The sequence below is a fragment of the Pengzhenrongella phosphoraccumulans genome (assembly GCF_045689905.1).
GTDB classification, from domain to species: domain Bacteria; phylum Actinomycetota; class Actinomycetes; order Actinomycetales; family Cellulomonadaceae; genus Pengzhenrongella; species Pengzhenrongella phosphoraccumulans.
Genome location: NZ_CP144210.1, coordinates 775736 through 796355, shown reverse-complemented (window position 1 = coordinate 796355; position 20620 = coordinate 775736). Strand labels below are relative to the sequence as shown.

Annotated in this window: 20 protein-coding genes; 18 read left to right on the top strand and 2 right to left on the bottom strand. The window is 72.3% G+C overall.

Annotated features, from left to right (window positions below):
• Nucleotides 1-37: 37 nt before the first annotated feature.
• The 9 genes from VTA80_RS03855 to mutM all read left to right on the top strand — a co-directional run bounded on the left by VTA80_RS03855 (nucleotide 38) and on the right by mutM (nucleotide 6529).
• Nucleotides 38-733 (top strand): ATP-binding cassette domain-containing protein, encoded by a 696-nt coding sequence (locus VTA80_RS03855; RefSeq protein WP_407344092.1) that lies wholly within the window; start codon nucleotides 38-40, stop codon nucleotides 731-733.
• Between the two features lie 2 nt (nucleotides 734-735).
• Complete coding sequence (locus VTA80_RS03850) at nucleotides 736-2277, top strand: DUF6297 family protein (protein WP_407345677.1); 1542 nt, start codon at nucleotides 736-738, stop codon at nucleotides 2275-2277.
• Nucleotides 2274-2939, top strand: coding sequence for a 16S rRNA (guanine(966)-N(2))-methyltransferase RsmD (rsmD, locus tag VTA80_RS03845; protein ID WP_407344091.1), 666 nt, complete (start codon nucleotides 2274-2276; stop codon nucleotides 2937-2939). The genes VTA80_RS03850 and rsmD overlap by 4 nt, the downstream gene beginning before the upstream one ends.
• A gap of 14 nt (nucleotides 2940-2953) precedes the next feature.
• Nucleotides 2954-3454 (top strand): pantetheine-phosphate adenylyltransferase, encoded by a 501-nt coding sequence (gene coaD, locus VTA80_RS03840; protein WP_407344090.1) that lies wholly within the window; start codon nucleotides 2954-2956, stop codon nucleotides 3452-3454.
• The gene (locus tag VTA80_RS03835) at nucleotides 3454-3969 is read left to right on the top strand and encodes a hypothetical protein (RefSeq protein WP_407344089.1); all 516 of its coding nucleotides are present in this window, start codon (nucleotides 3454-3456) and stop codon (nucleotides 3967-3969) included. The genes coaD and VTA80_RS03835 overlap by 1 nt, the downstream gene beginning before the upstream one ends.
• A gap of 123 nt (nucleotides 3970-4092) precedes the next feature.
• Complete coding sequence (locus VTA80_RS03830) at nucleotides 4093-4671, top strand: YceD family protein (RefSeq protein ID WP_407345675.1); 579 nt, start codon at nucleotides 4093-4095, stop codon at nucleotides 4669-4671.
• 2 nt (nucleotides 4672-4673) lie between these two features.
• Complete coding sequence (gene rpmF / locus VTA80_RS03825) at nucleotides 4674-4868, top strand: 50S ribosomal protein L32 (protein ID WP_407344088.1); 195 nt, start codon at nucleotides 4674-4676, stop codon at nucleotides 4866-4868.
• A gap of 19 nt (nucleotides 4869-4887) precedes the next feature.
• Nucleotides 4888-5601 carry a ribonuclease III gene (gene rnc / locus VTA80_RS03820; RefSeq protein WP_407344087.1) on the top strand — a complete coding sequence of 238 codons (714 nt, stop codon included), beginning with the start codon at nucleotides 4888-4890 and terminating at the stop codon, nucleotides 5599-5601.
• A gap of 10 nt (nucleotides 5602-5611) precedes the next feature.
• On the top strand, nucleotides 5612-6529 hold the full coding sequence (gene mutM / locus VTA80_RS03815; protein WP_407344086.1) for a bifunctional DNA-formamidopyrimidine glycosylase/DNA-(apurinic or apyrimidinic site) lyase: 918 nt from the start codon (nucleotides 5612-5614) through the stop codon (nucleotides 6527-6529).
• 18 nt (nucleotides 6530-6547) lie between these two features.
• Here mutM and VTA80_RS03810 read toward each other — a convergent pair whose 3' ends face one another.
• Nucleotides 6548-7486 carry an NAD(P)-dependent oxidoreductase gene (locus VTA80_RS03810; protein WP_407344085.1) on the bottom strand — a complete coding sequence of 313 codons (939 nt, stop codon included), beginning with the start codon at nucleotides 7484-7486 and terminating at the stop codon, nucleotides 6548-6550.
• 158 nt (nucleotides 7487-7644) lie between these two features.
• Here VTA80_RS03810 and VTA80_RS03805 point away from each other — a divergent pair, with 158 nt between their 5' ends.
• Entirely contained in the window at nucleotides 7645-8274 is a 630-nt protein-coding gene (locus tag VTA80_RS03805; protein ID WP_407345674.1) for a response regulator, read from the top strand.
• A 69-nt stretch (nucleotides 8275-8343) separates the two neighbouring features.
• Entirely contained in the window at nucleotides 8344-8817 is a 474-nt protein-coding gene (locus VTA80_RS03800) for a hypothetical protein (protein WP_407344084.1), read from the top strand.
• Here the strand turns inward: VTA80_RS03800 and VTA80_RS03795 are convergent, their stop codons facing one another.
• Entirely contained in the window at nucleotides 8818-10509 is a 1692-nt protein-coding gene (locus VTA80_RS03795) for a GAF domain-containing sensor histidine kinase (protein ID WP_407344083.1), read from the bottom strand.
• A gap of 185 nt (nucleotides 10510-10694) precedes the next feature.
• On the opposite strand from VTA80_RS03795, the gene VTA80_RS03790 reads away from it, so the two are divergent.
• The 7 genes from VTA80_RS03790 to VTA80_RS03760 all read left to right on the top strand — a co-directional run bounded on the left by VTA80_RS03790 (nucleotide 10695) and on the right by VTA80_RS03760 (nucleotide 20605).
• Nucleotides 10695-12275: a stealth family protein gene (locus tag VTA80_RS03790; RefSeq protein WP_407344082.1), complete on the top strand. Its 1581-nt coding sequence runs from the start codon at nucleotides 10695-10697 to the stop codon at nucleotides 12273-12275.
• A 340-nt stretch (nucleotides 12276-12615) separates the two neighbouring features.
• Nucleotides 12616-15879: an Rne/Rng family ribonuclease gene (locus VTA80_RS03785; RefSeq protein WP_407344081.1), complete on the top strand. Its 3264-nt coding sequence runs from the start codon at nucleotides 12616-12618 to the stop codon at nucleotides 15877-15879.
• A 200-nt stretch (nucleotides 15880-16079) separates the two neighbouring features.
• Nucleotides 16080-16388, top strand: a complete 309-nt coding sequence (gene rplU, locus VTA80_RS03780; RefSeq protein WP_407345673.1) for a 50S ribosomal protein L21 — start codon at nucleotides 16080-16082, stop codon at nucleotides 16386-16388.
• A gap of 69 nt (nucleotides 16389-16457) precedes the next feature.
• Entirely contained in the window at nucleotides 16458-16712 is a 255-nt protein-coding gene (rpmA, locus tag VTA80_RS03775) for a 50S ribosomal protein L27 (RefSeq protein WP_407344080.1), read from the top strand.
• A gap of 106 nt (nucleotides 16713-16818) precedes the next feature.
• Entirely contained in the window at nucleotides 16819-18420 is a 1602-nt protein-coding gene (gene obgE, locus VTA80_RS03770; RefSeq protein WP_407344079.1) for a GTPase ObgE, read from the top strand.
• A gap of 29 nt (nucleotides 18421-18449) precedes the next feature.
• Nucleotides 18450-19559 (top strand): glutamate 5-kinase, encoded by a 1110-nt coding sequence (proB, locus tag VTA80_RS03765; protein WP_407345671.1) that lies wholly within the window; start codon nucleotides 18450-18452, stop codon nucleotides 19557-19559.
• Nucleotides 19556-20605 (top strand): GNAT family N-acetyltransferase, encoded by a 1050-nt coding sequence (locus VTA80_RS03760; protein WP_407344078.1) that lies wholly within the window; start codon nucleotides 19556-19558, stop codon nucleotides 20603-20605. Before proB ends, VTA80_RS03760 begins: the two co-directional genes overlap by 4 nt.
• The last annotated feature ends 15 nt before the right edge of the window (nucleotides 20606-20620 follow it).

The following is a 20620-nucleotide window of genomic DNA, read 5'->3' as shown; positions in this document are numbered from 1 at the left end:
TGCTCGACCCGGTCGGTCGCGTGCGTAGGCTGACCGCGTGGCCGCCACCCCCGTCATCCGTGTGAACGAGCTCGTCCTCAGCTACGGCGGTGAACCCGTCTGTGCGCCCGTTTCGTTCACGCTCGGCGCCGGTCGTGCGCTCGCCCTGGTCGGCGCGAACGGCTCGGGCAAGTCGACCGTCCTGCGGGCCGTGCTCGGGCTGCTCGAACCCGTCAGCGGGGTGCTCCAGGTGCTCGGGCGGGACGTCGACGAGCGCGAAGAGACGTTCCGGGCGCAGGTGTCGAGCGTGCTGGACGACGACGCGTACTTCCCCGCGCTCACGGTGTCCGAGCACCTGCTGCTGACCGCGCGCGGTCACGGCGTGGTCGATCCCGGGACCGTCGTCGCGGAGCTGCTCGAGGACTTCGGCCTCACCGACCACGCGGGCGTGCTGCCCGTCGCGCTGTCGTCCGGCCAGCGCCGCCGCCTGCTGCTCGCTGCCGGGTTCGTCCGTCCCCGCCAGCTGCTCGTGCTCGACGAGCCCGAGCAGCGCCTCGACCAGCGGATGCGGGCGGCCCTCGCGGAGCGGCTGCGCGCCGAGACCGCCGCGGGCGGGTCCGTCCTGCTCGCCACGCACGACCCCGAGCTGCTCGAGGCCGTGGCTCACCGGGCTGTCCTCGTCGCCGACGACCAGTCGGTGCGGCTCAGCGTCGCCGACGCGGCCCGCGCGATCCGCGCCGAGCCGTCCCGGTGACCATGCCCAGCGCGCGGATCCCCTCCGGCCGGGAGATCCGCCGGTTCACGGCGGTGACCGCGCGCACGCGTGGCGGCGCCGGCATCGGTGAGCTGCTCGGGGATGTCTACTACGCCTTCATCACGTCCGCGATCGGCATCGGCATGGCGCTCGGCGTAGTCAACACGATGCGCGACGCGCTGCCGCCCGTCTCGGCCGTGCCGCCGCCCGGACCCGACCTGAGCCTGCCCAGCCTCGCCGCGCTCGCCGTCCTGGGATTCGTCGGGGTGCTGCTCTCGCTGGCCGGCCGGCTCGGCCCGGTCGGGGTCGGTGGCGCGGAGGCGACGTGGTGGCTCGCGCTCCCGATCGACCGGCGCGGGCTGCTGCGTCCCGTGGCTGTCCGGCTGCCCCTGCTCGCCGGCGTGGTGAGCGCCGTCCTGCTCACGCTGATGGACATCGGCCTGCGGACGCAGACGGCGGTGTCGCCGGGGCGCGTCCTGAGCGTCGCGGCCATCGGTGGGTTCGGCGCGGCGGCCCTGGTGCTGCTCGCCGGCGTCGGCCAGTCGCTCGGAGCGGTCCGCCGGCGCATCGCCACGGCCGGCAACGTGCTGCTCGGCCTCGTCCCGGTGCTCGCCCTCGTCGGTGCGTTCGCGGGTTGGCAGCTGAACGAGGTCCCCGCCCCCGCGCCGTGGGTCGTGCCCGTCCTGCTGGGGCTGGTGGTCGCTGCGGCGGTCTTCCTCGACCGGCGGCTCGCGCGGATCCCCGCCCGGGACCTGCGCGACAGCGGGTCGGTCGCGAGCCAGGCCGTCGGCGCCATGGTCTCGCTCGACTCCCGGGAGCTCGGCCGGGCGCTGACCGACGGCGCGGCCCCCACCCGTCGTCGGCGCGTCTCACGCTTCGCCTGGGTGACCACGCCGTCGACGGCGCTCGTGGCGGCGGACCTCGCGGTGCTGCGTCGCTCGCCCCGGCACGTGGTGCAGGTGATCGCGGCGGCCTGCGTGCCCGCCGTCGTCGTCGGGGTCCACCAGATCGCGAACGCCGGCGTGCTGGCGGCCGCCTTCGTCATCTCCGGGTACATCGCCATGGTCGCGACGGCGGAAGGCGCTCGCCGCGCCGAGATGGCGCCGATCCTCGACCGGCTGCTGCCGCTGGCGGCCGCGCGGGTGCGCAAGCTCCGCATGATCGTGCCGGCGGCCGTCATGCTCCTGTGGTCGCTGGCGGCGTTCGCGGCCGTCGCTCGCCTCGAGGGCGACCTGAGCAGCTGGCTCGCCCTGGCGGTGCTTTCGACGCCCGTGTGGGCCGGTGCCGCGGTGCGCTCGGCCTACCGCCCCTCGCCGGACTGGTCCGGCCCGCTCGTCTCGACGGCGGCCGGGGCGTTGCCGGTCGGGGTCGGCGGGGTCCTCGCGCGGGGCCCGGACACGGTGATCCTCGGCCTCGTACCCGTGCTCATCGCGATCGTGCTCGGCTTCGTCACCCCGCCGCTCCTGATCGCCCAGGTCGTGACGTCGGCGATCGCGTACGCGGTCGGCGCCCACATCAAGAGCCGTCCGAGCATCCACGCATGACCAGGATCGTGGCCGGGACGGTCGGTGGCCGGACGTTGCGGGTCCCCCCGGTGGGGACGCGCCCCACGAGCGACCGCGTGCGCGAGGCGCTCTTCTCGCGGCTCGACCACCTCGGGGTGGTCGACGGCGCGTCCGTGCTGGATCTGTACGCCGGCTCGGGGGCGCTCGGGCTCGAGTCGGCCAGCCGCGGTGCGGCCGCCGTGACGCTCGTCGAGTCCGCCCGGCCGGCGGCCGAGGTCTGCCGGCGCAACGTGACCGAGCTCGCTCTGGCCGGGGTGCGGGTGGTCACCGAGCGCGTCGAGAAGTTCGTCCAACGGCCGGTGGCCGCGCCGTGGGACCTCGTCTTCCTCGACCCGCCGTACGAGCTCACGGAGGATGACCTGGCCGGGGTGCTCGCGTCCCTGCTCGGCGGACCCGCTCTGACGCTCTCCGCGGACGCCGTCGTCGTCGTCGAAAGGTCCTCGCGCAGCCCGGAGCCGCGCTGGCCCGCGGGGCTCGAGCGCTCCGACCGCCGCACCTACGGCGACACCGTGGTCTGGTTCGCCTCGCCCGTCGAGCCCGAGCCCGAGCCCGAGCCCGAGCCCGAGCCCGCGCCCGAGCCCGCGCCCGATTCCGGTGCCGCGACGCACGGGTCGGGATCATCGGCTCCGTGGTCCGCCTGAACTACCCTGGCGAGGTGACCATCGCCGTCTGCCCCGGGTCCTTCGATCCCGTCACTCTCGGGCATCTCGATGTGGTCCGGCGGGCCCGTGCCCTGTTCGGCGAGGTCGTCGTCGGCGTCGCGCACAACTCGACCAAGCAGGCGCTCCTGCCTGCCGAGGTGCGCCTCGAGCTGGCGCGCACGGCCCTCGCGGGGATCGACGGGGTCCGGGTCGAGCTCGTCGCCGGGCTGCTGACCGACTTCTGCCTCGAGATCGGGGCCGTCGCGGTGGTCAAGGGGCTGCGGGGCGGTGCGGACTTCGACCACGAGCTGCCGATGGCGCTGATGAACCGCCACCAGACGGGTGTCGAGACCGTGTTCGTCGTGGGCGACCCCGCGCTCGGACACATCGCGTCCTCGCTGGTCAAAGATGTCGCCCGCCACGGCGGGTCGATCACGGACCTCGTGCCGGACGGCGTCGAGGCGGTCGTGCTGGCGGCGCTGGGCCTGGGCCCGACGCCCGGAGGGAGCAACTGATGACCGACAACGACGCCGTCGACGGCGAGTTCGACCGAACCCAGCCCGAGGGGTTGACCGGCATCCTCGACGCGCTCGCGGATGCGGTGATCCACGCGCGCGCCATGCCGATGTCGTCGTCGGTCCTGGTCAACCGCGCCGAGCTTCTCGACCTCCTGGAGCAGGCGCGCGACGTGCTGCCGACCCAGCTGAGCCGGGCCGACGAGCTCCTCGCGGACGCCGACGCGGCGCGGGGTCTCGCGCAGGCCGAGGCGGACCTGATCCTCGTGGACGCCCGGACCCGTGCCGCCGCCCTGGTGGACGCCGAGCACGTCACGGTGGCCGCGGAGGAGCGGGCCCGCCAGATCCTCGCCGACGCCGAAGGGGTCGCCGAGGGGCTGCGCCGGGACGCCGACGACTACTGCGACCGCCGGCTGGCCGACTTCGAGATCGATCTCGGCAAGGTGCTCGCCCAGGTCCAGGCGGGCCGCGCCAAGCTTGCCGGGCGGCTCGGCGGGGCCGAGCCGGTGCGCTGAGAGCACGGAAAGCCAGCGCTGAAAGCACCGCGCGTTTGGGCGGGCACCCGCAACCGGGTAACATCCTCCGTTGGCCCTGCAGGTCTTGCACGGGCCGAACGTCTAACCTTGTCTGGAACCGCCGTGGAGCAACCGACTCACCTCGATCCCCGATCACCGCTCGTGCTCGATACCCATGAGCTCGGGCGACGAGCCGGATCGATGCGTCAGCTGCAGCTCACGGTTCCGGCACCGGAAGACCTCGGCACCGACATGATCGGCATCCCCGCCGGTTCGGAGCTTGAGCTGGAACTTCGGCTCGAGTCCGTGATGGAGGGGGTCCTCGTCACCGGTAGCATTCGCGGCCGGGCGGTCGGGGAGTGCGTGCGCTGCCTGGACGAGGTCGTCGACGATGTCGACGTGCCTCTGACGGAGCTGTACGCCTACTCAGAACGTGCCCGGATCGCGGAAGCGGAAGGGGACGACCTCGAGGGCGTGCGTGAGCTTGATGGCGATCTGATCGACTTCGAGCCCGCGTTGCGAGATGCGGTGGTGCCTGCGCTACCGTTCCGACCGTTGTGCCGGCGAGACTGCCCAGGGTTGTGCTCCGAGTGTGGAGCGCACCTGGCGGAGGACCCGGACCATTCGCATGAGATCCTTGACCCTCGGTGGGCCGCGCTCAACCGGCTCCAGGGAACGCAAGACGAGACGAAAGAGAGCTAGCCGTGGCTGTTCCGAAGCGCAAGATGTCGCGCAGCAACACCCGTGCGCGTCGGTCGCAGTGGAAGGCCACTGCCACGACGCTCACCACCTGCACCCAGTGCAAGGGCAACACCCGTCCCCACATCGCTTGCCCGACGTGCGGCAACTACAACGGCCGCCAGTACGCCGAGGCCATGCGCACCGAGCACGCGGGCTGACGAAGCCATCGTGGTGCCGATGCAGACAGGTGACGTGACCGCTGCCTCGGCCGACCAGCTCATCGAGAAGCTCGGGGTCCACCTGGACCCCGAGCTTCTTGTGCTTGCGCTGACCCACCGGTCGTTCGCGCACGAGGCGGGCGGTATCCCGACCAACGAGCGCCTCGAGTTCCTCGGGGACACCGTGCTCGGCCTGGTCGTCACCGAGGCGCTGTACCGCCGTCACCCGGGGCAGTCCGAGGGCGACCTCGCGAAGATGCGCGCGGCCTCGGTGTCGCAGCGTGCATTGTCCGCCATCGCCCGCAAGCTCGGCCTGGGCGCCTACGTGCTGCTCGGCAAGGGTGAGCTGTCGACGGGCGGGCGGGACAAGGACTCGATCCTGGCCGACACGATGGAGGCCGTCTTCGGCGCCGTCTACCTGTCGCACGGTCTCGAGGCCGCCCGGATCCTCGTGGAGCGGCTCGTCGACCCGACGCTCGACATCGCCGCCGATCTCGGTGCGGGCCTCGACTGGAAGACGTCGCTGCAGGAGCTCGCGGCCGAGCTCGGCCTCGGCGGGCCCGTCTACGAGGTCGACGGCACCGGCCCGGACCACGTCCGTTCGTTCACCGCGCGGGCGATCGTGGGCGGTGTGGTGCGCGGGATCGGCACCGGACCCGCCAAGAAGGTCGCCGAGCAGGAGGCCGCCGCGAACGCGTACGGCACCCTGCGGGCCGGCGTCGACGGGGCCTGACTCACCGGCCGTGCCCGAGCTGCCCGAGGTCGAGACCGTTCGTGCGGGCCTGGCCCGGCACGTGCTGGGCCGGGAGGTGGTGCACACCGAGGTGCTGCGCGCGTACTGCGTGCGTCATCACGCGGGCGGCCCGGAGGACTTCGCGGACACGATCACAGGCCGGCGCCTGGACGCAGCGGTCCGGCGGGGGAAGTTCCTGTGGCTGCTGCTCGACGCGCCCGATGCCGCTCTGCCCGATACCGCACTGCTGGTCCACCTCGGCATGAGCGGTCAGCTGCTCGTGCGTGCGCCCGGCGCGACGACGGCGTCCTCCTCGCACCTGCGCGTGCGCCTCGTCCTGGACGACGGCTCGGAGCTGCACTACGTCGACCAGCGCACGTTCGGTCACCTCGCCGTCACCGGCCTCGTCACCGTGCCCGACGGCGCCCCGGGCGGCCTGGGCTCGTCCTCGCTCGTCGTGCCGGAGCCCGTCGCGCACATCGCCCGGGACCTGCTCGACCCCGCGCTCGACCGGACGGCCCTGGTCGCGGCCGTGCGTCGCCGCCGCACGGGCGTCAAGCGCGCGCTGCTCGACCAGCGGCTCGTCTCCGGCATCGGCAACATCTACGCCGACGAGGCGCTCTGGCGCGCTCAGCTGCACTACGCGCGGGCCACGGACACGTTGCGCCGCGCCGACGTCGAGCGGCTGCTCGACTGCGCAGCCGAGGTCATGCAGGAAGCCCTGGTCGCCGGGGGGACGAGCTTCGATGCGCTCTACGTCAACGTGAACGGCCAGTCGGGCTACTTCGACCGGTCCCTGGCGGTGTACGGCCAGGTCGGCCGGCCGTGCCCGCGCTGCGGCACCCTCGTGGTGCGGGACGAGTTCATGAACCGCTCGGCGTTCACCTGCCCCGTGTGCCAGCCCCGCCCGCGCAACGGCCGCTGGTAGCAGGCGGACCACCAGCAGTCAGACGACGTTCCGCAACGGTCGCCCGGCGAGCAGCGCGGCCAGGTTCTCGTTGACCAGCGCGGCCGCCCCGATCGGTCGTCCCCCCGCCGCGTGCGGCGAGACGAGGACGTTCGGCTCGTCCCACAGCGGGGAGTCCATCGGCAGGGGCTCGGTCTCGAACACGTCGAGCGCCGCGCCGCCGAGGCGTCCGGCGCGCAGCGCCCGCACGAGGGCGGATTCGTCGAGCGTGGCCCCCCGGCCGACGTTGACCACCCACGCGTGGCTCGGCAGCAGCGCCAGTCGTTCGCCCGAGACGGCGTGCGCGTTCGCCGCGGTCCCGGGCAGGATCGCGATGAGCAGGTCGGTGCGGGGCAGCGCGGCGTCCAGGTCGGCCGCGGCGATCACGGGGAAGCCCGCGCGCTCCCCGGCCGTGTGTGCCACCCCGGTGACCTCGGCGCCGAGGAGGCGCAGGTGGGGCGCCAGAGTCTGCGCGATCGAGCCGAAGCCCCAGATCAGCACGCGCGCCCCCGCGAGCGTGCGGAACGAGTCGGCCGGGGTCGGCTGCAGGCCGCCCAGCTCGCCGGCCCACCGGTGGGCGACCTGGGCGCGCACGAGCAGGTGCAGGCGCCGCGCCGCCGCGAGCACCAGGGCGAGGGTGTGCTCGGTGACCGGGCCGTCGTGCAACGACCGGCCGGAGGTGATCACGATGCCCGCGGCGAAGCCGGCGTCGACCACGGCGTCAGGCCCGGCGGCGAGCGTCTGCACCCAGCGCACCCGGGTGAGCCGCCGGGCGGCGTCCGCGAGCAGGTCAGCGGGGTTGCCCCACACCACGAGCGCATCGGCGCCGGTGTGTTCCGCGGGGATCGGCGCGTCGGGCGCATAGGCGACTGCGACGACGCCGTCGGGCAGGTCGAGGGCGAGCGGGACGGACGTCGGGACGAGGAGCGTGAAGGGCATCGGGGCCTCTCGGGGCGTGTCTCCGGCGGATCCGAACACAACGAATTGTGGCGGCCGGGTGGCGGATGACGTCGAAGGGTCCCACTCCTCGTTACGATACCGACGTGGTGATCAGCAACTTGACGTCTTCCGCCGACCGAGCGGCCGTAATTACGGTGATGATCGTCGACGATCATGAAATCGTCCGACGGGGTATCGCCGAGGTGGTCGAGCGCGCCGAAGGCATGCATGTCGTCGCCGAGGCAGGCTCGGTGGCCGACGGCGTTCGACGCGCCGGCCTCGTGCATCCCCAGATCATGCTGGTCGACCTGCAGCTGCCGGACGGCACCGGCATCGACCTCATGAAGAAGATCCGCGACACGCAGCCGGACGTCAAAGCCATCGTGCTGACCTCGTTCGACGACGACGACGCGCTCGCCGCGGCGCTCGACGCCGGCGCGGTCGCGTACCTGCTCAAGAGCGTGCGCGGCGCGGAGATCACGGACGTCGTCCGTGCCGTCGCGGCGGGTCGCACGCTGCTCGACGAGCGCACCGTCACGCGGCACAAGGCGGGCCATGACGACCCGACCGAGCACCTCACCCCGAGCGAGCTGCGCGTCCTCGACCTCATCGGTGAGGGCCTGTCCAACCGTGAGATCGCCGAACGCCTCAGCGTCGCGGAGAAGACCGTCAAGAACCACATCACGTCGCTGCTGGCCAAGATGGGACTGCAGCGTCGCACCCAGGTGGCCGCGTGGGTCGCCGCACGCAAGCACAGCGGTTGGCGCGCCGAGCCGGGCGACTCCTGACTCAGCTCTGACCGCGGACCCGTCGCCGCAACCGTGCCCGGCGGTGCACTCCCTCATCGAAGGAGAGCCGTGACCGCCACCGCCGCACCCAGCCCCGCCCCGATCGTGCGAACTGTCGAGGTCGCGGTGCCGCCCGCCCGGGCCTTCGAGGTGTTCACCGCTCGGCTGAGCGACTGGTGGCCGTTGAACACGCACTCGGTGTTCGGGGAACGCGCCCAGACCGTGCAGATGGTGCCCGGTGTCGGCGGCGAGATCGTGGAGCGCAGCCGCACCGGGGAGGTGGCGGTGTGGGGCACGGCGCTGGTCTGGGAGGAGGGTGTCGAGGTGGGCTTCACCTGGCACCCGGGCGCCGGTCCCGAGCACGCGACCCGCGTGCACGTCCGCTTCGAGCCCGTTGATGCGGGGGCACACGGTGCCAGGTCCCACGTCGTGGTGGTGCATGACGGCTGGGAGCACCGCACCGACGACCCGATCGCCTACCGCGTGTACCAGTCGGACTGGGACGCGGTGCTCCGGCTGTACGCCGACGAGGCCGCTGCCTGATCAGGCGAGCGGGACCTGCCAGCTCAAGAGAGTCCCGCGACCCGACGGCGGCGACCCGAGGCTGAACGTGCCGCCGTGCTGGCGCGCGCGAGCGGCGAGGTTCTGCGTGCCGGAGTGCCGGTCGCGCGCGACCGACAGGCCGGCGCCGTCGTCCTCGACCTCGATCCCCACCTTGCCCGTGGGGCCCGACCCGTTGACCGCGATGCGGACCGAGACCGACGAGGAGTGCGCGTGCCGGGCCGCGTTGGCCAGGCCCTCGCGCACCACCGCCACGACGTCGTCGGCCAGGTCGGCGCTCACGACGTCGTCGATCCGGTCCAGGTCGCTCTGGGCGTCGTGGTCCTCCTCCGAGGAGTCGACGACGCGGCCGTCGAGGGAAAACACGAGCGACGGCGCGAAGCCCAGGCCCCGGCGGGCGAGGGAGGACTCCCGGCTCAAGCGTTCGATCAGCGAGGTCGCCGCGTCGGGGTCGCGCAGCGCGTGCACGATCGTGCGGATCTGGCGCACGGTCGAGTCGACGCTGTCGAGCGCCTCCTCGATGATGGCCGTGAGGTTGGCGGGCTCGACCCCGCGCGCCGCGCGTCGGCGCACCGTCTCGAGCTGCATGCCGGTCGCGAACAGCTGCTGGATGGCCAGGTCGTGCAGGTCGCGCGCGATCCGCTCGCGCTCGTCGAGCAGTGCGGCGACGTCCTGCGCGTGCCGGGCCTCGGCGAGGACGAAGGCGAGGGCGGCCTGGGCCGCGAACGACTGCGCGGCGACGAGGTCGCTCCGCGCGAACGGCGGCGTGCCGACGCGACGCAGCAGCACGAGCACGCCGACGCTGTGCCCGGCGGTGCGCAGCGGCGCGTACAGGGCCGGTCCGAACTTGCGCATCGGCGCGAGGCTGAGGCGGTTGGTCGAGGCGAGCGAGGGCACGACCTCGCCGCTGCCGCTCGTGAAGGCCAGCCACGACTTCCCGTCCTGCGGCATGGTCAGCCCGAGCAGCTCTTCCGAGGCGTGCCCGTCGACGATCTCGATGACGAGCTTGCCGCCGAGGCCGGGGAGCACGAGCGCCGAGGTGTCGGCCCCGGCGATCTCGCGCGCGGTGATGGCGATCTGCTGGAGGGCCTCCTCCTCCTCGGCGCCCTCGAGGAGCATCGTCGTGATCTTCTGGCCGGCCTGGAGCCAGTGCTGGCGCCGGTCGGCGTCGGCGTACAGGGTCGCGTTCTGGATCGCGACGGCGACGGCGGCTCCAAGGGCGGTGACGACGGCCTCGTCGTCTTCGTTGAAGCCGCCGAGCTTCTCCGACAGGTACAGGTAGCCGAAGACCTCCTCGCGCACACGCACTGCGGCACCCAGGAACGAGCCCATCGGCGGGTGGTTGCTCGGGAAGCCCTGGAAGGCCGGGTGGTCGGTCAGGTCCTCGAGACGAAGGACGCCATGGGCGGGGATCTGGCCGAGCACGCCGATCGAGTGCGGCGAGTTCGCCAGCTGGGCGACGATCGAGTCGTCCATCCCGGCCTGGACGAACGTCATCGAGACGCCGTTCTCGTCGAGGATGTTGATCGCGCCGTAGCGCGCGCCGGTGAGCTCGGTGCTCGCGTCCACGAACCGCTCGAGCAGGCTCGGCAGGTCGAGGTCGGCCGCGAGCGAGAGGACGGCCCGCAGCAGGTCGGACGTTCCCGCTGGTGCCGGTCGTTGATCGATGGTCATGTCGCTTCTCTCGCTGGCGTGGAACTACCCCCCACGGTACGGGTGATGTGGGCTCGCGACGCCCTGGCCACCACCGTTCGGCCCCGTCGCAGGGCTCTCTGGCGGGCCAGGCGAGCGGCCTATCATGGGCTCAGCCCCCTTTTTCCCTGGTCTGGTCGGAGGACCCCATTACGGATCTGCATGCCTTGCACGACGTCTACTTCGGCGCGCCCGAGCCCGAGGAGCCGGCCCGCGAGGTCGTCGAGGTCACGTCGCCGGACGCCGTCGCGCGGCTGACGGACCGGCCGGACATCGTCAAGGTCAAGGGCCGGTACGCGGTGGTCAACACCGATCGGACCTCGCACGAGGCGATGATCGAGGACCTGCTCTTCATCGGTGCCGCGCTCGACGCCGCCGGCATCCGGTACCTGCTCGTGCGCGGCAACGACCGTCGACCGGTGATCGCGGCCGACTGGAAGGACCGGGTCGAGCTGCGCCGGGTCCTCGCGGTCGCGTGCCGCAACGAGCCGTTCTACTCCATGACCGTGGACGCCAAGAAGAAGACGGCGCTGCTCGTCTCCGACGGGGCGCTGTCCCTCGGGGGCAAGGCGCGCATCTTCCGCCTGTACCGGCCGCGGGTCGAGCCGGTCGGCGGGCTGACCTACGGGTCGTCCGGCGGCGTGCAGCTCGAGCTGTGGTCCTGGGAGGACGGCAACCTCATCCTGCCGATCGAGAACTCGCTCACCCGGCGCACGCTGCCTGCCGTCGAGGCCGTGCGCGGCACGGTCGAGCGGTTCGGTCGCACCTGGCCGACCATCGAGAACATGTTCGCCGACCACGCCACGGACATCGACTTCGACATCGACATGGTGTTCTCGTGGGTCGACGGCAACAGCCCGGCGTACCGCGCGGCGCGCGCGCTGCAGATGGAGGGCGTCGTCGTCGGCGAGGGAGACGACTCCGAAGCCCGGTTCCAGCAGATCAACGAGCTGAAGTACGCCCTGCGCTCGATCTACATGTTCGCCCCGTGGATCCGGCGCATCTTCATCGCGACGGACTCGGACGCCCCGGACTGGCTGGCCGACCACCCGGGGGTCACGCTCGTGCGCAGCGAGGACCACTTCGCGGACACCTCCGTGCTGCCGACCCACAACTCGCAGGCTGTCGAGTCGCAGCTGCAGCACATCAAGGGGCTGTCCGAGCACTTCCTGTACTCGAACGACGACATGTTCCTCGGCCGGCCGCTCGGCCCGGACATGTTCTTCTCGCCGGGCGGGATCACGAAGTTCGTCAAGGCGGGGACCCGGATCGGGCTGGGGGACAACCACCTGGACCGCAGCGGCTTCGAGAACGCTGCCCGGGTCAACCGTCGGCTGCTGCAGGAACGCTTCGGTCGGATCACGACGCGCCACCTCGAGCACTGCGCGACGCCGCTGCGCAAGTCCGTGCTGCTCGAGATGGAGCAGGCGTTCGCCGCGGAGTTCGCCGCGACCGCCGGCAGCCGGTTCCGCGCCAAGGACAACATCTCCGTGACCAACTCGCTCTACCACTACTACGCCCTGCTCACGGGCCGCGCCGTCACGCAGGACAACGCCAAGGTGCTGTACGTCGACACGACGATCCCCTCGGGCCTGGCGTCCCTGGACCAGCTGCTCAAGAAGCGCTCGCACGACTTCTTCTGCCTCAACGACGGCAGCTTCCCGGAGGTCAGCGCGGAGGAGCGCACGCGCCGAGTCACGGACTTCCTGGAGAAGTATTTCCCCATCGCCGCGCCCTGGGAGAAGTAGTCGCGGACGGTGACGGGGCGAGGCCCGGTCACCGCCCCGACGGGCCTGCGGGGGAACGTGTCGTCGGGTGCATCCGCTGTGTGCTGTGTGATACTTGGCATGATCCTGACGGTGTCCACACCGCCTTTGGGACTGATGACCGTGCTCGCCGCAACCGCGATTCGCGGCTCGCCGCGCCGCCGCCGCCCTTCCAGGGCGGACAGGCGGGCGCCGGCGCCGCTCGCCCTTGTAGCCAGTCGCGACCGACTTCCGTCGCCGCGCAACCGCGTGAGTGACGACTGACCGCCCGCGGGTGCCGGGGAGTGTGGACGGCCTCCGGGGGCACACAGGAGCACTGCGAGTGACGCTCGACAACACGTCCGACAACACCCTGAACAACTCGTCGTCCGGCTCGGGCGACAGCCCCGGTCAGACCGCCGCGACGGCACCCGTCGTCAAGGCCCCCCGACGCCGCGCGACCCGCAAGTCCGCGGCGCCCGGCGTCCCGGTGAACATCGTGATCCCGGCACCGGCCGTCGAGGTCGTTCCTGCCGACGTCGCAGCCGATGATGTCGCAGCCGATGACGTCGTCGCCGACGTCGCAGCCGATGACGCCGCCGCGGTTCGTGCCCCGCGCAAGACGGCCGCCAAGCGGGCGCCGGCCAAGCGCGCGTCGCGCGCCAAGAAGCCCGCGACGGACGACGACGCGATCGTGGTCGCCGAGGCCGCTCCCGCCAGTGCGGCCGAGCCCGCGACGCCGGCTGAGGCCCCGGTCGAGGCGCCGGTACGCAAGCACTCCCGCGTCACGCGCGCCACCCTGGACATCTTCGCCGAGCTCGCGCCGGTGATCGCCCCGCGCGCTGCCGACCCGGTTGTCGCGGCCGCGCCGGTGGAAGAGCCGACGAACGACGGACCGGGCTCCTTGACGGCCATCCTCTTCCAGTCGGCAGACGCGACCACCCGGCCGCGTCGCCGTCGTGCGGTCTCCCCGGCCGGACCGCCCAAGGTGGCGGACGAGACCCCGGCCGACGGCGGCCGCGGCACCTTCACGAGCGCGCCCAGCACCCCCACGGGGGCCGCACCGGTCCTCGATCGCCCCGAGGTCGAGGTGGAGCCCGACAGCGACGCCGCGCCGGCGAAGCGCACCTCGCGCCGCCGTGGCTCGTCGCGCGCCACCGCGGCCGTCGAGGAGCTTGCCTCGACGGAGACGACCGCCCCTGAGGCGGACCAGGACGAGCAGCCGGCCCCGCGTCGGGGTGGCCGTCGTGGTGCTGCCGAGCGCAGCGCCCAGGGTCGCGGCAACCAGGACCGCAGCAACGACCGCGCCGAGGAGCCCGTGGCTGACGTCGCGCACGAGCACGCCGAGGACCAGATCGCGCAGGACCAGACCGACGAGGACCAGTCCGACGAGGACGACGAGTCCACCGAGGGCGGCCCGCGTCGCCGTCGTCGTCGTGGCGGGCGCGGCCGTCGTGGCCGTAGCGGCACGGAGGACGGCGACCGCAGCGGCACCGACGCGGCCGAGGGTGACCACGGCGCGCAGGACCGCAGTGGTTCGGACCGCAGTGGTTCGGACCGCAGTGGTTCGGATCGCAGTGGCGCCGATCGCAGTGGCGCCGACAGCGTGATCAACGAGGTCGCCGTCGGGACCGGTGACGACGAGGGCCACAACGGTCCGGACGAGGCCGACGACGACGACCAGTCGGGCGACGGCAGCGGTTCGAGCCGGCGTCGGCGTCGGCGTCGTCGTAGCGGCCGTGGCTCGGACGAGTCCGAGCCGGTCAGCCAGCCGACGCGCTCGCGCAGCGGACGCTCCTCGGCCCAGACCTCGGCCCCGGCCGCCGACGAGGTCACCGCCCTGCGCGGATCGACCCGCCTCGAGGCCAAGCGTCAGCGCCGCCGCGAGGGCCGCGACGCCGGTCGCCGTCGGACGATCATCACGGAGTCAGAGTTCCTCGCTCGCCGCGAGTCCGTCGACCGGTCGATGGTGGTCCGCGAGATCGACGGCGCGACGCAGATCGCCGTGATGGAAGACGGCGTGCTCGTCGAGCACTACGTGTCCCGTCAGGCCCAGGCGTCGATGGCCGGCAACGTGTACCTCGGTCGGGTCCAGAACGTGCTCCCGAGCATGGAGGCCGCGTTCGTCGACGTCGGCAAGGGGCGTAACGCCGTCCTGTACGCCGGCGAGGTCAACTGGGACGCGGCCGGGCTCGAGGGTCAGCCGCGTCGCATCGAGCAGGCGCTCAAGTCTGGCGACTCGGTCCTGGTGCAGGTCACCAAGGACCCGATCGGTCAGAAGGGTGCCCGGCTCACGTCGCAGGTCACGCTGGCCGGCCGCTACCTGGTCTACGTGCCCGGCGGCGGCATGACGGGGATCTCCCGCAAGCTCCCCGACAACGAGCGCGCCCGCCTGAAGAAGCTGCTCCGCGAGATCGTGCCGGACTCGGCGGGCGTCATCGTGCGCACCGCCGCCGAGGGTGCGAGCGAAGAGGAGCTGCGCGCCGACATCGCGCGGCTGCAGGACCAGTGGACGGCCATCGAGAAGAAGGCCAAGACCGCCTCCGCCCCGGCGCTGCTCCAGGGCGAGCCGGACCTTGCGATCCGCGTGGTGCGGGACATCTTCAACGGCGACTTCGGGTCGCTCGTCGTCGAGGGCGACGAGGCGTGGGACACGATCTCGGGGTACATCGGCGCACTGGCGCCGGACCTCGCGCAGAAGGTCACCCGCTGGACCGGGAACGGCGACGTCTTCGCCGCCTACCGGGTCGACGAGCAGCTCGCCAAGGGCATGGACCGCAAGGTCTGGCTGCCTTCCGGTGGCTCGCTGGTGATCGACCGTACGGAGGCCATGACGGTCGTCGACGTCAACACCGGCAAGTTCACCGGTGCCGGCGGCACGCTCGAGGAGACCGTGACCCGGAACAACCTCGAGGCAGCCGAGGAGATCGTTCGCCAGCTCCGGCTGCGCGACATCGGCGGCATCATCGTCATCGACTTCATCGACATGGTGCTCGAGTCGAACCGGGACCTCGTCCTGCGCCGCCTCGTCGAGTGCCTCGGTCGCGACCGGACCAAGCACCAGGTGGCCGAGGTCACCTCGCTCGGGCTCGTGCAGATGACGCGCAAGCGCGTCGGCCAGGGGCTCGTCGAGGCGTTCAGCGAGACCTGCGAGCACTGCAACGGCCGTGGCTTCATCGTGCACACCGAACCGAACGAGAAGGTCGGTCACGCGGGCGACAGCCCCCAGGGCGGGCACTCGCACGGGTCGGCGTCGGGCTCGGGTGACGGCGACGGCGAGTCGAAGGGTTCGCGCCGCAAGCGCGGATCGGCCAAGGACATCACGGTGCCCAACCTGGTGGCGGTCCCGGTCGTCCCGGTCGACACCGAGGCGCGGGCCGCGGTCAAGGCGACGCTGGCGACGATCGCCGCGGCGGCCGCCCACGCGCACGACCACGGCAACGAGGCGGCAGCACGGGTCGACCAGCCCGGGCAGACGGGCCCCACGGACCTTCCTACGGGGTTCGACGCCGACGAGACGCTCGAGCTCTTCCCGGTCGCGCCGGAGGTCTTCGACCTGGGCGAGAACGAGGCTGAGGTCGGGTCGGATCCCGCCAGCAACGAGTGAGCAGTCCCCTCGGGTCACCGGTTCCGACCGGTGGCCCGAGGGCCCACCTGGCGCCGTTTGACCGCGCCCGGTGGATTCCGTACTCTTGACCGTCGGCGCGTCTTAGTGCGCTGACCCTGTGTGCCCGCGCAGCCCGAGGGGCAACGTCGCGATGAGCACGCCGCAGACGCAAGTTTGACCGAGCAGAGATGAGCAGCAACGTGGTGTACGCGATCGTGAAATCGGGTGGCCGCCAGGAGAAGGTGTCGGTCGGCGACATCGTCGTCATGGACCGCCAGTCCGCCAAGACGGGCTCGGTCATCGAGCTCCCGGCCCTGCTGCTCGTTGACGGGGAGAAGGTGACGACCGACGCTGCAGTCCTGGCGAAGGTCAAGGTCACCGCGGAGGTCGTCCGGGACGAAAAGGGCCCGAAGATCGACATCCTCAAGTACAAGAACAAGACCGGTTACCGCCGGCGCCTGGGTCACCGCCAGAAGCTGACCCGCGTCAAGGTCACCAGCATCTCCTGACTCTCCCCGGGCGGCCTCGACGGCTCGCCTCGGATCCCCTTCCACCAGTAGCACGAAAGCAGGTTTGAGATGGCACACAAGAAGGGCGCAAGCTCCTCTCGTAACGGGCGCGACTCCAACGCGCAGCGCCTGGGCGTCAAGCGTTTCGGTGGTCAGCTCGTCAACGCCGGCACGATCATCGTTCGCCAGCGCGGCACGCACTTCCACCCCGGGATCAACGTCGGACGCGGCGGCGACGACACGCTGTTCGCCCTGACCGCCGGTGCGGTCCTGTTCGGGACGCGTCGCGGCCGTAAGGTCATCGACGTCGTCGCAGCTGCGTGACGAGAGTCGAAACCTGTTCGTAGTTCTCACGATGATGGGGTGCACCGGTCCGGTGCGCCCCTTCGTTGTCTCTCACTAGTAGTGCCGAAGCAAGGAGGAGCCAGCCGTGGCGACATTCGTCGACCGGGTCGTGCTGCACGCCACCGGGGGTGACGGCGGAAACGGCTGTGCCTCGATCCACCGCGAGAAGTTCAAGCCGCTCGCCGGCCCTGACGGCGGCACCGGGGGGCGTGGCGGGTCGGTCATCATCGTCGTCGACCCCCAGGTCACGACGCTCCTCGAGTTCCACCACCTGCCGCACTGGCACGCCCAGTCGGGCACCCAGGGCATGGGGAACTACCGCCAGGGCTCCTCGGGCGACGACCTCGTCCTCGGGGTCCCGGACGGCACCGTGGTGAAGTCGACCGACGGCGTGGTGCTCGCGGACCTCATCGGTCTCGGCGCCCAGTACGTCGTCGCGCCCGGCGGGCACGGGGGACTGGGCAACTTCTCGCTCGCGTCGCCGCGTCGCATCGCGCCCGGCTTCGCGCTGCTCGGCGAGCCCGGCGAGGAGAACGACGTCGTCCTCGAGCTCAAGACGATCGCGGACGTCGCGCTCATCGGGTTCCCGAGCGCGGGGAAGTCGAGCCTCATCGCCGCCATCTCGGCCGCTCGGCCGAAGATCGCCGACTACCCGTTCACGACGCTCATCCCGAACCTCGGCGTGGTCCAGGCGGGCTCGTCGCGGTACACCGTGGCGGACGTCCCCGGCCTGATCCCCGGTGCGAGCGAGGGCAAGGGTCTCGGCCTGGAGTTCCTGCGCCACATCGAGCGCTGCTCCGTCCTGGTGCACGTCATCGACTGCGCGACGCTCGAGCCCGACCGGGATCCCGTCAGCGACCTCGACGTGATCGAGTCCGAGCTCGCCAAGTACGGCGGCGACGTCGGCATCGAGGGCGGCCGGGTGCCGCTCACCGAGCGTCTGCGCATGGTCGTGCTCAACAAGATCGACGTGCCCGAGGCACGGGAGCTCGCCGACATGGTGCGCCCCGAGCTCGAGGCGCGCGGCCTGCAGGTGTTCGAGATCTCCGCGGCGAGCCACGAAGGGCTGCGACCGCTCACGTTCGCGCTCGCGCAGCTCGTCGAGCAGTTCCGCAAGGAGTCGGCCGACATCGTCCCGACCCGCACGGTGCTGCGCCCGAAGGCCGTGGACGACGCCGGCTTCACCGTCTCGCGACGCGAGGAGGGTGGGCGGATGTACTTCCAGATCATCGGCACCCGGCCCGAGCGGTGGGTCCGGCAGACCCAGTTCTCGAACGACGAGGCCGTCGGCTACCTCGCCGACCGGCTCGCGCGCCTGGGGGTCGAGGAGTCGCTCTTCGCCGCCGGGGCGGTCGCGGGTGACGAGGTCGTCATCGGTTCGGGTCCGGCTGCCGTCGTGTTCGACTGGGAGCCGACGCTGCTCACCGGCTCCGAGCTGCTCGGCGGCCCGCGCGGCTCGGACCTGCGGCTCGAGCAGCACGCGCGCCCGACCCGGTTGGACAAGCGCAAGGAGTACAAGGACCGGATGGACGCGAAGGCGGAAGCCCGCGCCGAGCTCTGGACCGAGCGCGAGGCCGGGGTCTGGACTGACGACGACCTCTCTGACCCCGCTCAGTCGGAGCAGGACAGCGAGGCTCCTGGCTGGTCGGACGGTACGACCGGGGCAGGCACCTCGATCGGGTCGTGACCATCGATCCCGTCAGCGACCGGCGTCGCATGGTCGACGCCGGTCGGGTCGTGATCAAGATCGGCTCGTCCTCGCTCACGGGTGCGGACGGCCGGCTGGACCACGCGGCGCTGCGTGCCCTGGCGGACGTGCTCGCCGCGCGCCGCACCGCCGGCGTCCAGGTCGTGCTGGTGTCCTCGGGTGCGATCGCCGCCGGCATCGGTCCGCTCGGGCTGCACTCCCGGCCGCAGGACCTCGCCACCGCGCAGGCCGCGGCCTCGGTCGGCCAGGGGCTGCTCGTCGCGGCGTACACCGAGGCCTTCGCGGCGCACGGCCTGCGGGTGGGTCAGGTGCTCCTCACCGCCGAGGACACGATCCGGCGGGTGAACTACCGCAACGCGCGGCGCGCGCTGACCCGGCTGATCGAGCTCGGCGTCGTCCCGATCGTCAACGAGAACGACACCGTCGCGACCGATGAGATCCGCTTCGGCGACAACGACCGGCTCGCCGCGCTCGTCTCCAACCTCGTGCACGCCGATGCGATGGTGCTGCTCACCGACGTGGACGCGCTCTACGACGGACCGCCGTCGCGCCCCGGCACGAGCCAGATCGCCGTGGTCAACGGCCCCGCCGACCTCGTCGGCGTCGAGGTGACCGGTCGCGGCGCCTCCGTCGGCACCGGCGGCATGGTCACCAAGCTCGCCGCGGTCGCGATCGCGACGGGCTCCGGGATCCCGGTGGTCCTCACCTCGGCTGCCCTGGCGGCGGACGCCCTGACTGGGCTCGAGGTCGGCACGTGGTTCGCGGCGACGGGCAAGCGCCGCTCGAACCGGCTGCTGTGGCTCGCGCACGCGGCCCACACCAACGGACGGCTCGTGCTCGACGACGGCGCCGTGCGCGCGGTGCAGGGCGGACTCGCGTCGCTGCTGCCCGCGGGCATCACGGCCGTCGAGGGTGACTTCGACGCGGGTGACCCCGTCGAGCTGGTCAGCTCCGCCGGGGTCGTCGTGGCTCGTGGGCTTGTGGCGTTCGACGCGCAGGAGATGCCCGCGCTGCTGGGCCGGTCGACGTCGTCGCTGCGCGAGGAGTTCGGGCCCGGGTACGACCGCGAGATCGTGCACCGCGACGACCTCGTCCTCGTGCGCCGGCCGCGCCGATGACCCTGGTTTCGCCCGTCCCGGCGCGTCCCGGCAGCGGGCTCCCGGCCGGGATCGCCATCCGGACGGCAGCGGCGGGGGAGCACGAGATCGTCGGCCGGCTGACTGCCGACGGGTTCGCGAGCGGTCCCTACGGTGCGGCGACCGATCCCGATCGCCTGGCGCTGCTGCACGACGCCGCCGGGCGTGCCGCCTCCGGTGACCTCCTGGTCGCCGTCGACTCCGCGACCGGTGCACTGGTCGGTACCGCGAGCCTGCTGCGAGCCGGCACCCGGTACGCGCGTCGCGCCGTCGCGGGCGAGGCCGAGGTCCGGCTGCTCGCGACGTCGTCGGCCGGGCGCGGCCGGGGCATCGGGGCCGCGCTGATGGAAGCCGCGATCGAGCGCTCGCGCGCCTGGGGGCTGGACGGGCTGGTCGTGGACACCGGTGCTGCCAACCTCACGGCCCAGCGTCTGTACCACCGCCTCGGTTTCGAGCGCGTGCCCGCGCGTGAGACCGCGCACATCCCCGGCATCGGGGTCCTCGCCGTCTTCCGGTATGCGCTGCAGGCCGACGGTGGGGTGCTGGTCCGGCTGGTGCACCACGGCGAGGTCGACCGCGTGGCCGAGCTCGCCCTCGGGGCGTACTCCGCCGACTACGACCTGTCGGCCGGCTACCGCTCCTCGATCGTCGACATGGGACCACGGGCGCGGGAGCACGAGGTCTGGGTGGCGCAGGACCGGGCCACCGGCGCGCTCCTCGGGACGGTCGCCACCCCCCGGCCGGGCGCCCACATCTCCGACCTGGGCCGATCGGGTGAGCTCGACTTCCGCCTGCTCGCGGTGGACCCCGCCGCCCGCGGCCGGGGGATCGGCGAGCTCCTGACCCGCCACGTGATTGCGCTCGCACGCCTGCGCGGGCTGAACCGGGTCGTGCTGAACAGCGGCGCCGAGATGGTGGCGGCGCACTGCCTGTACGAGCGGCTCGGCTTCGTGCGCCTGCCGGAGCGGACGACCGTGCTGCCTGACGGGCGGCCGCTGTACGCGTTCGGCCTCGACCTGTCGACCTAGCTCGCTTGAGACGCC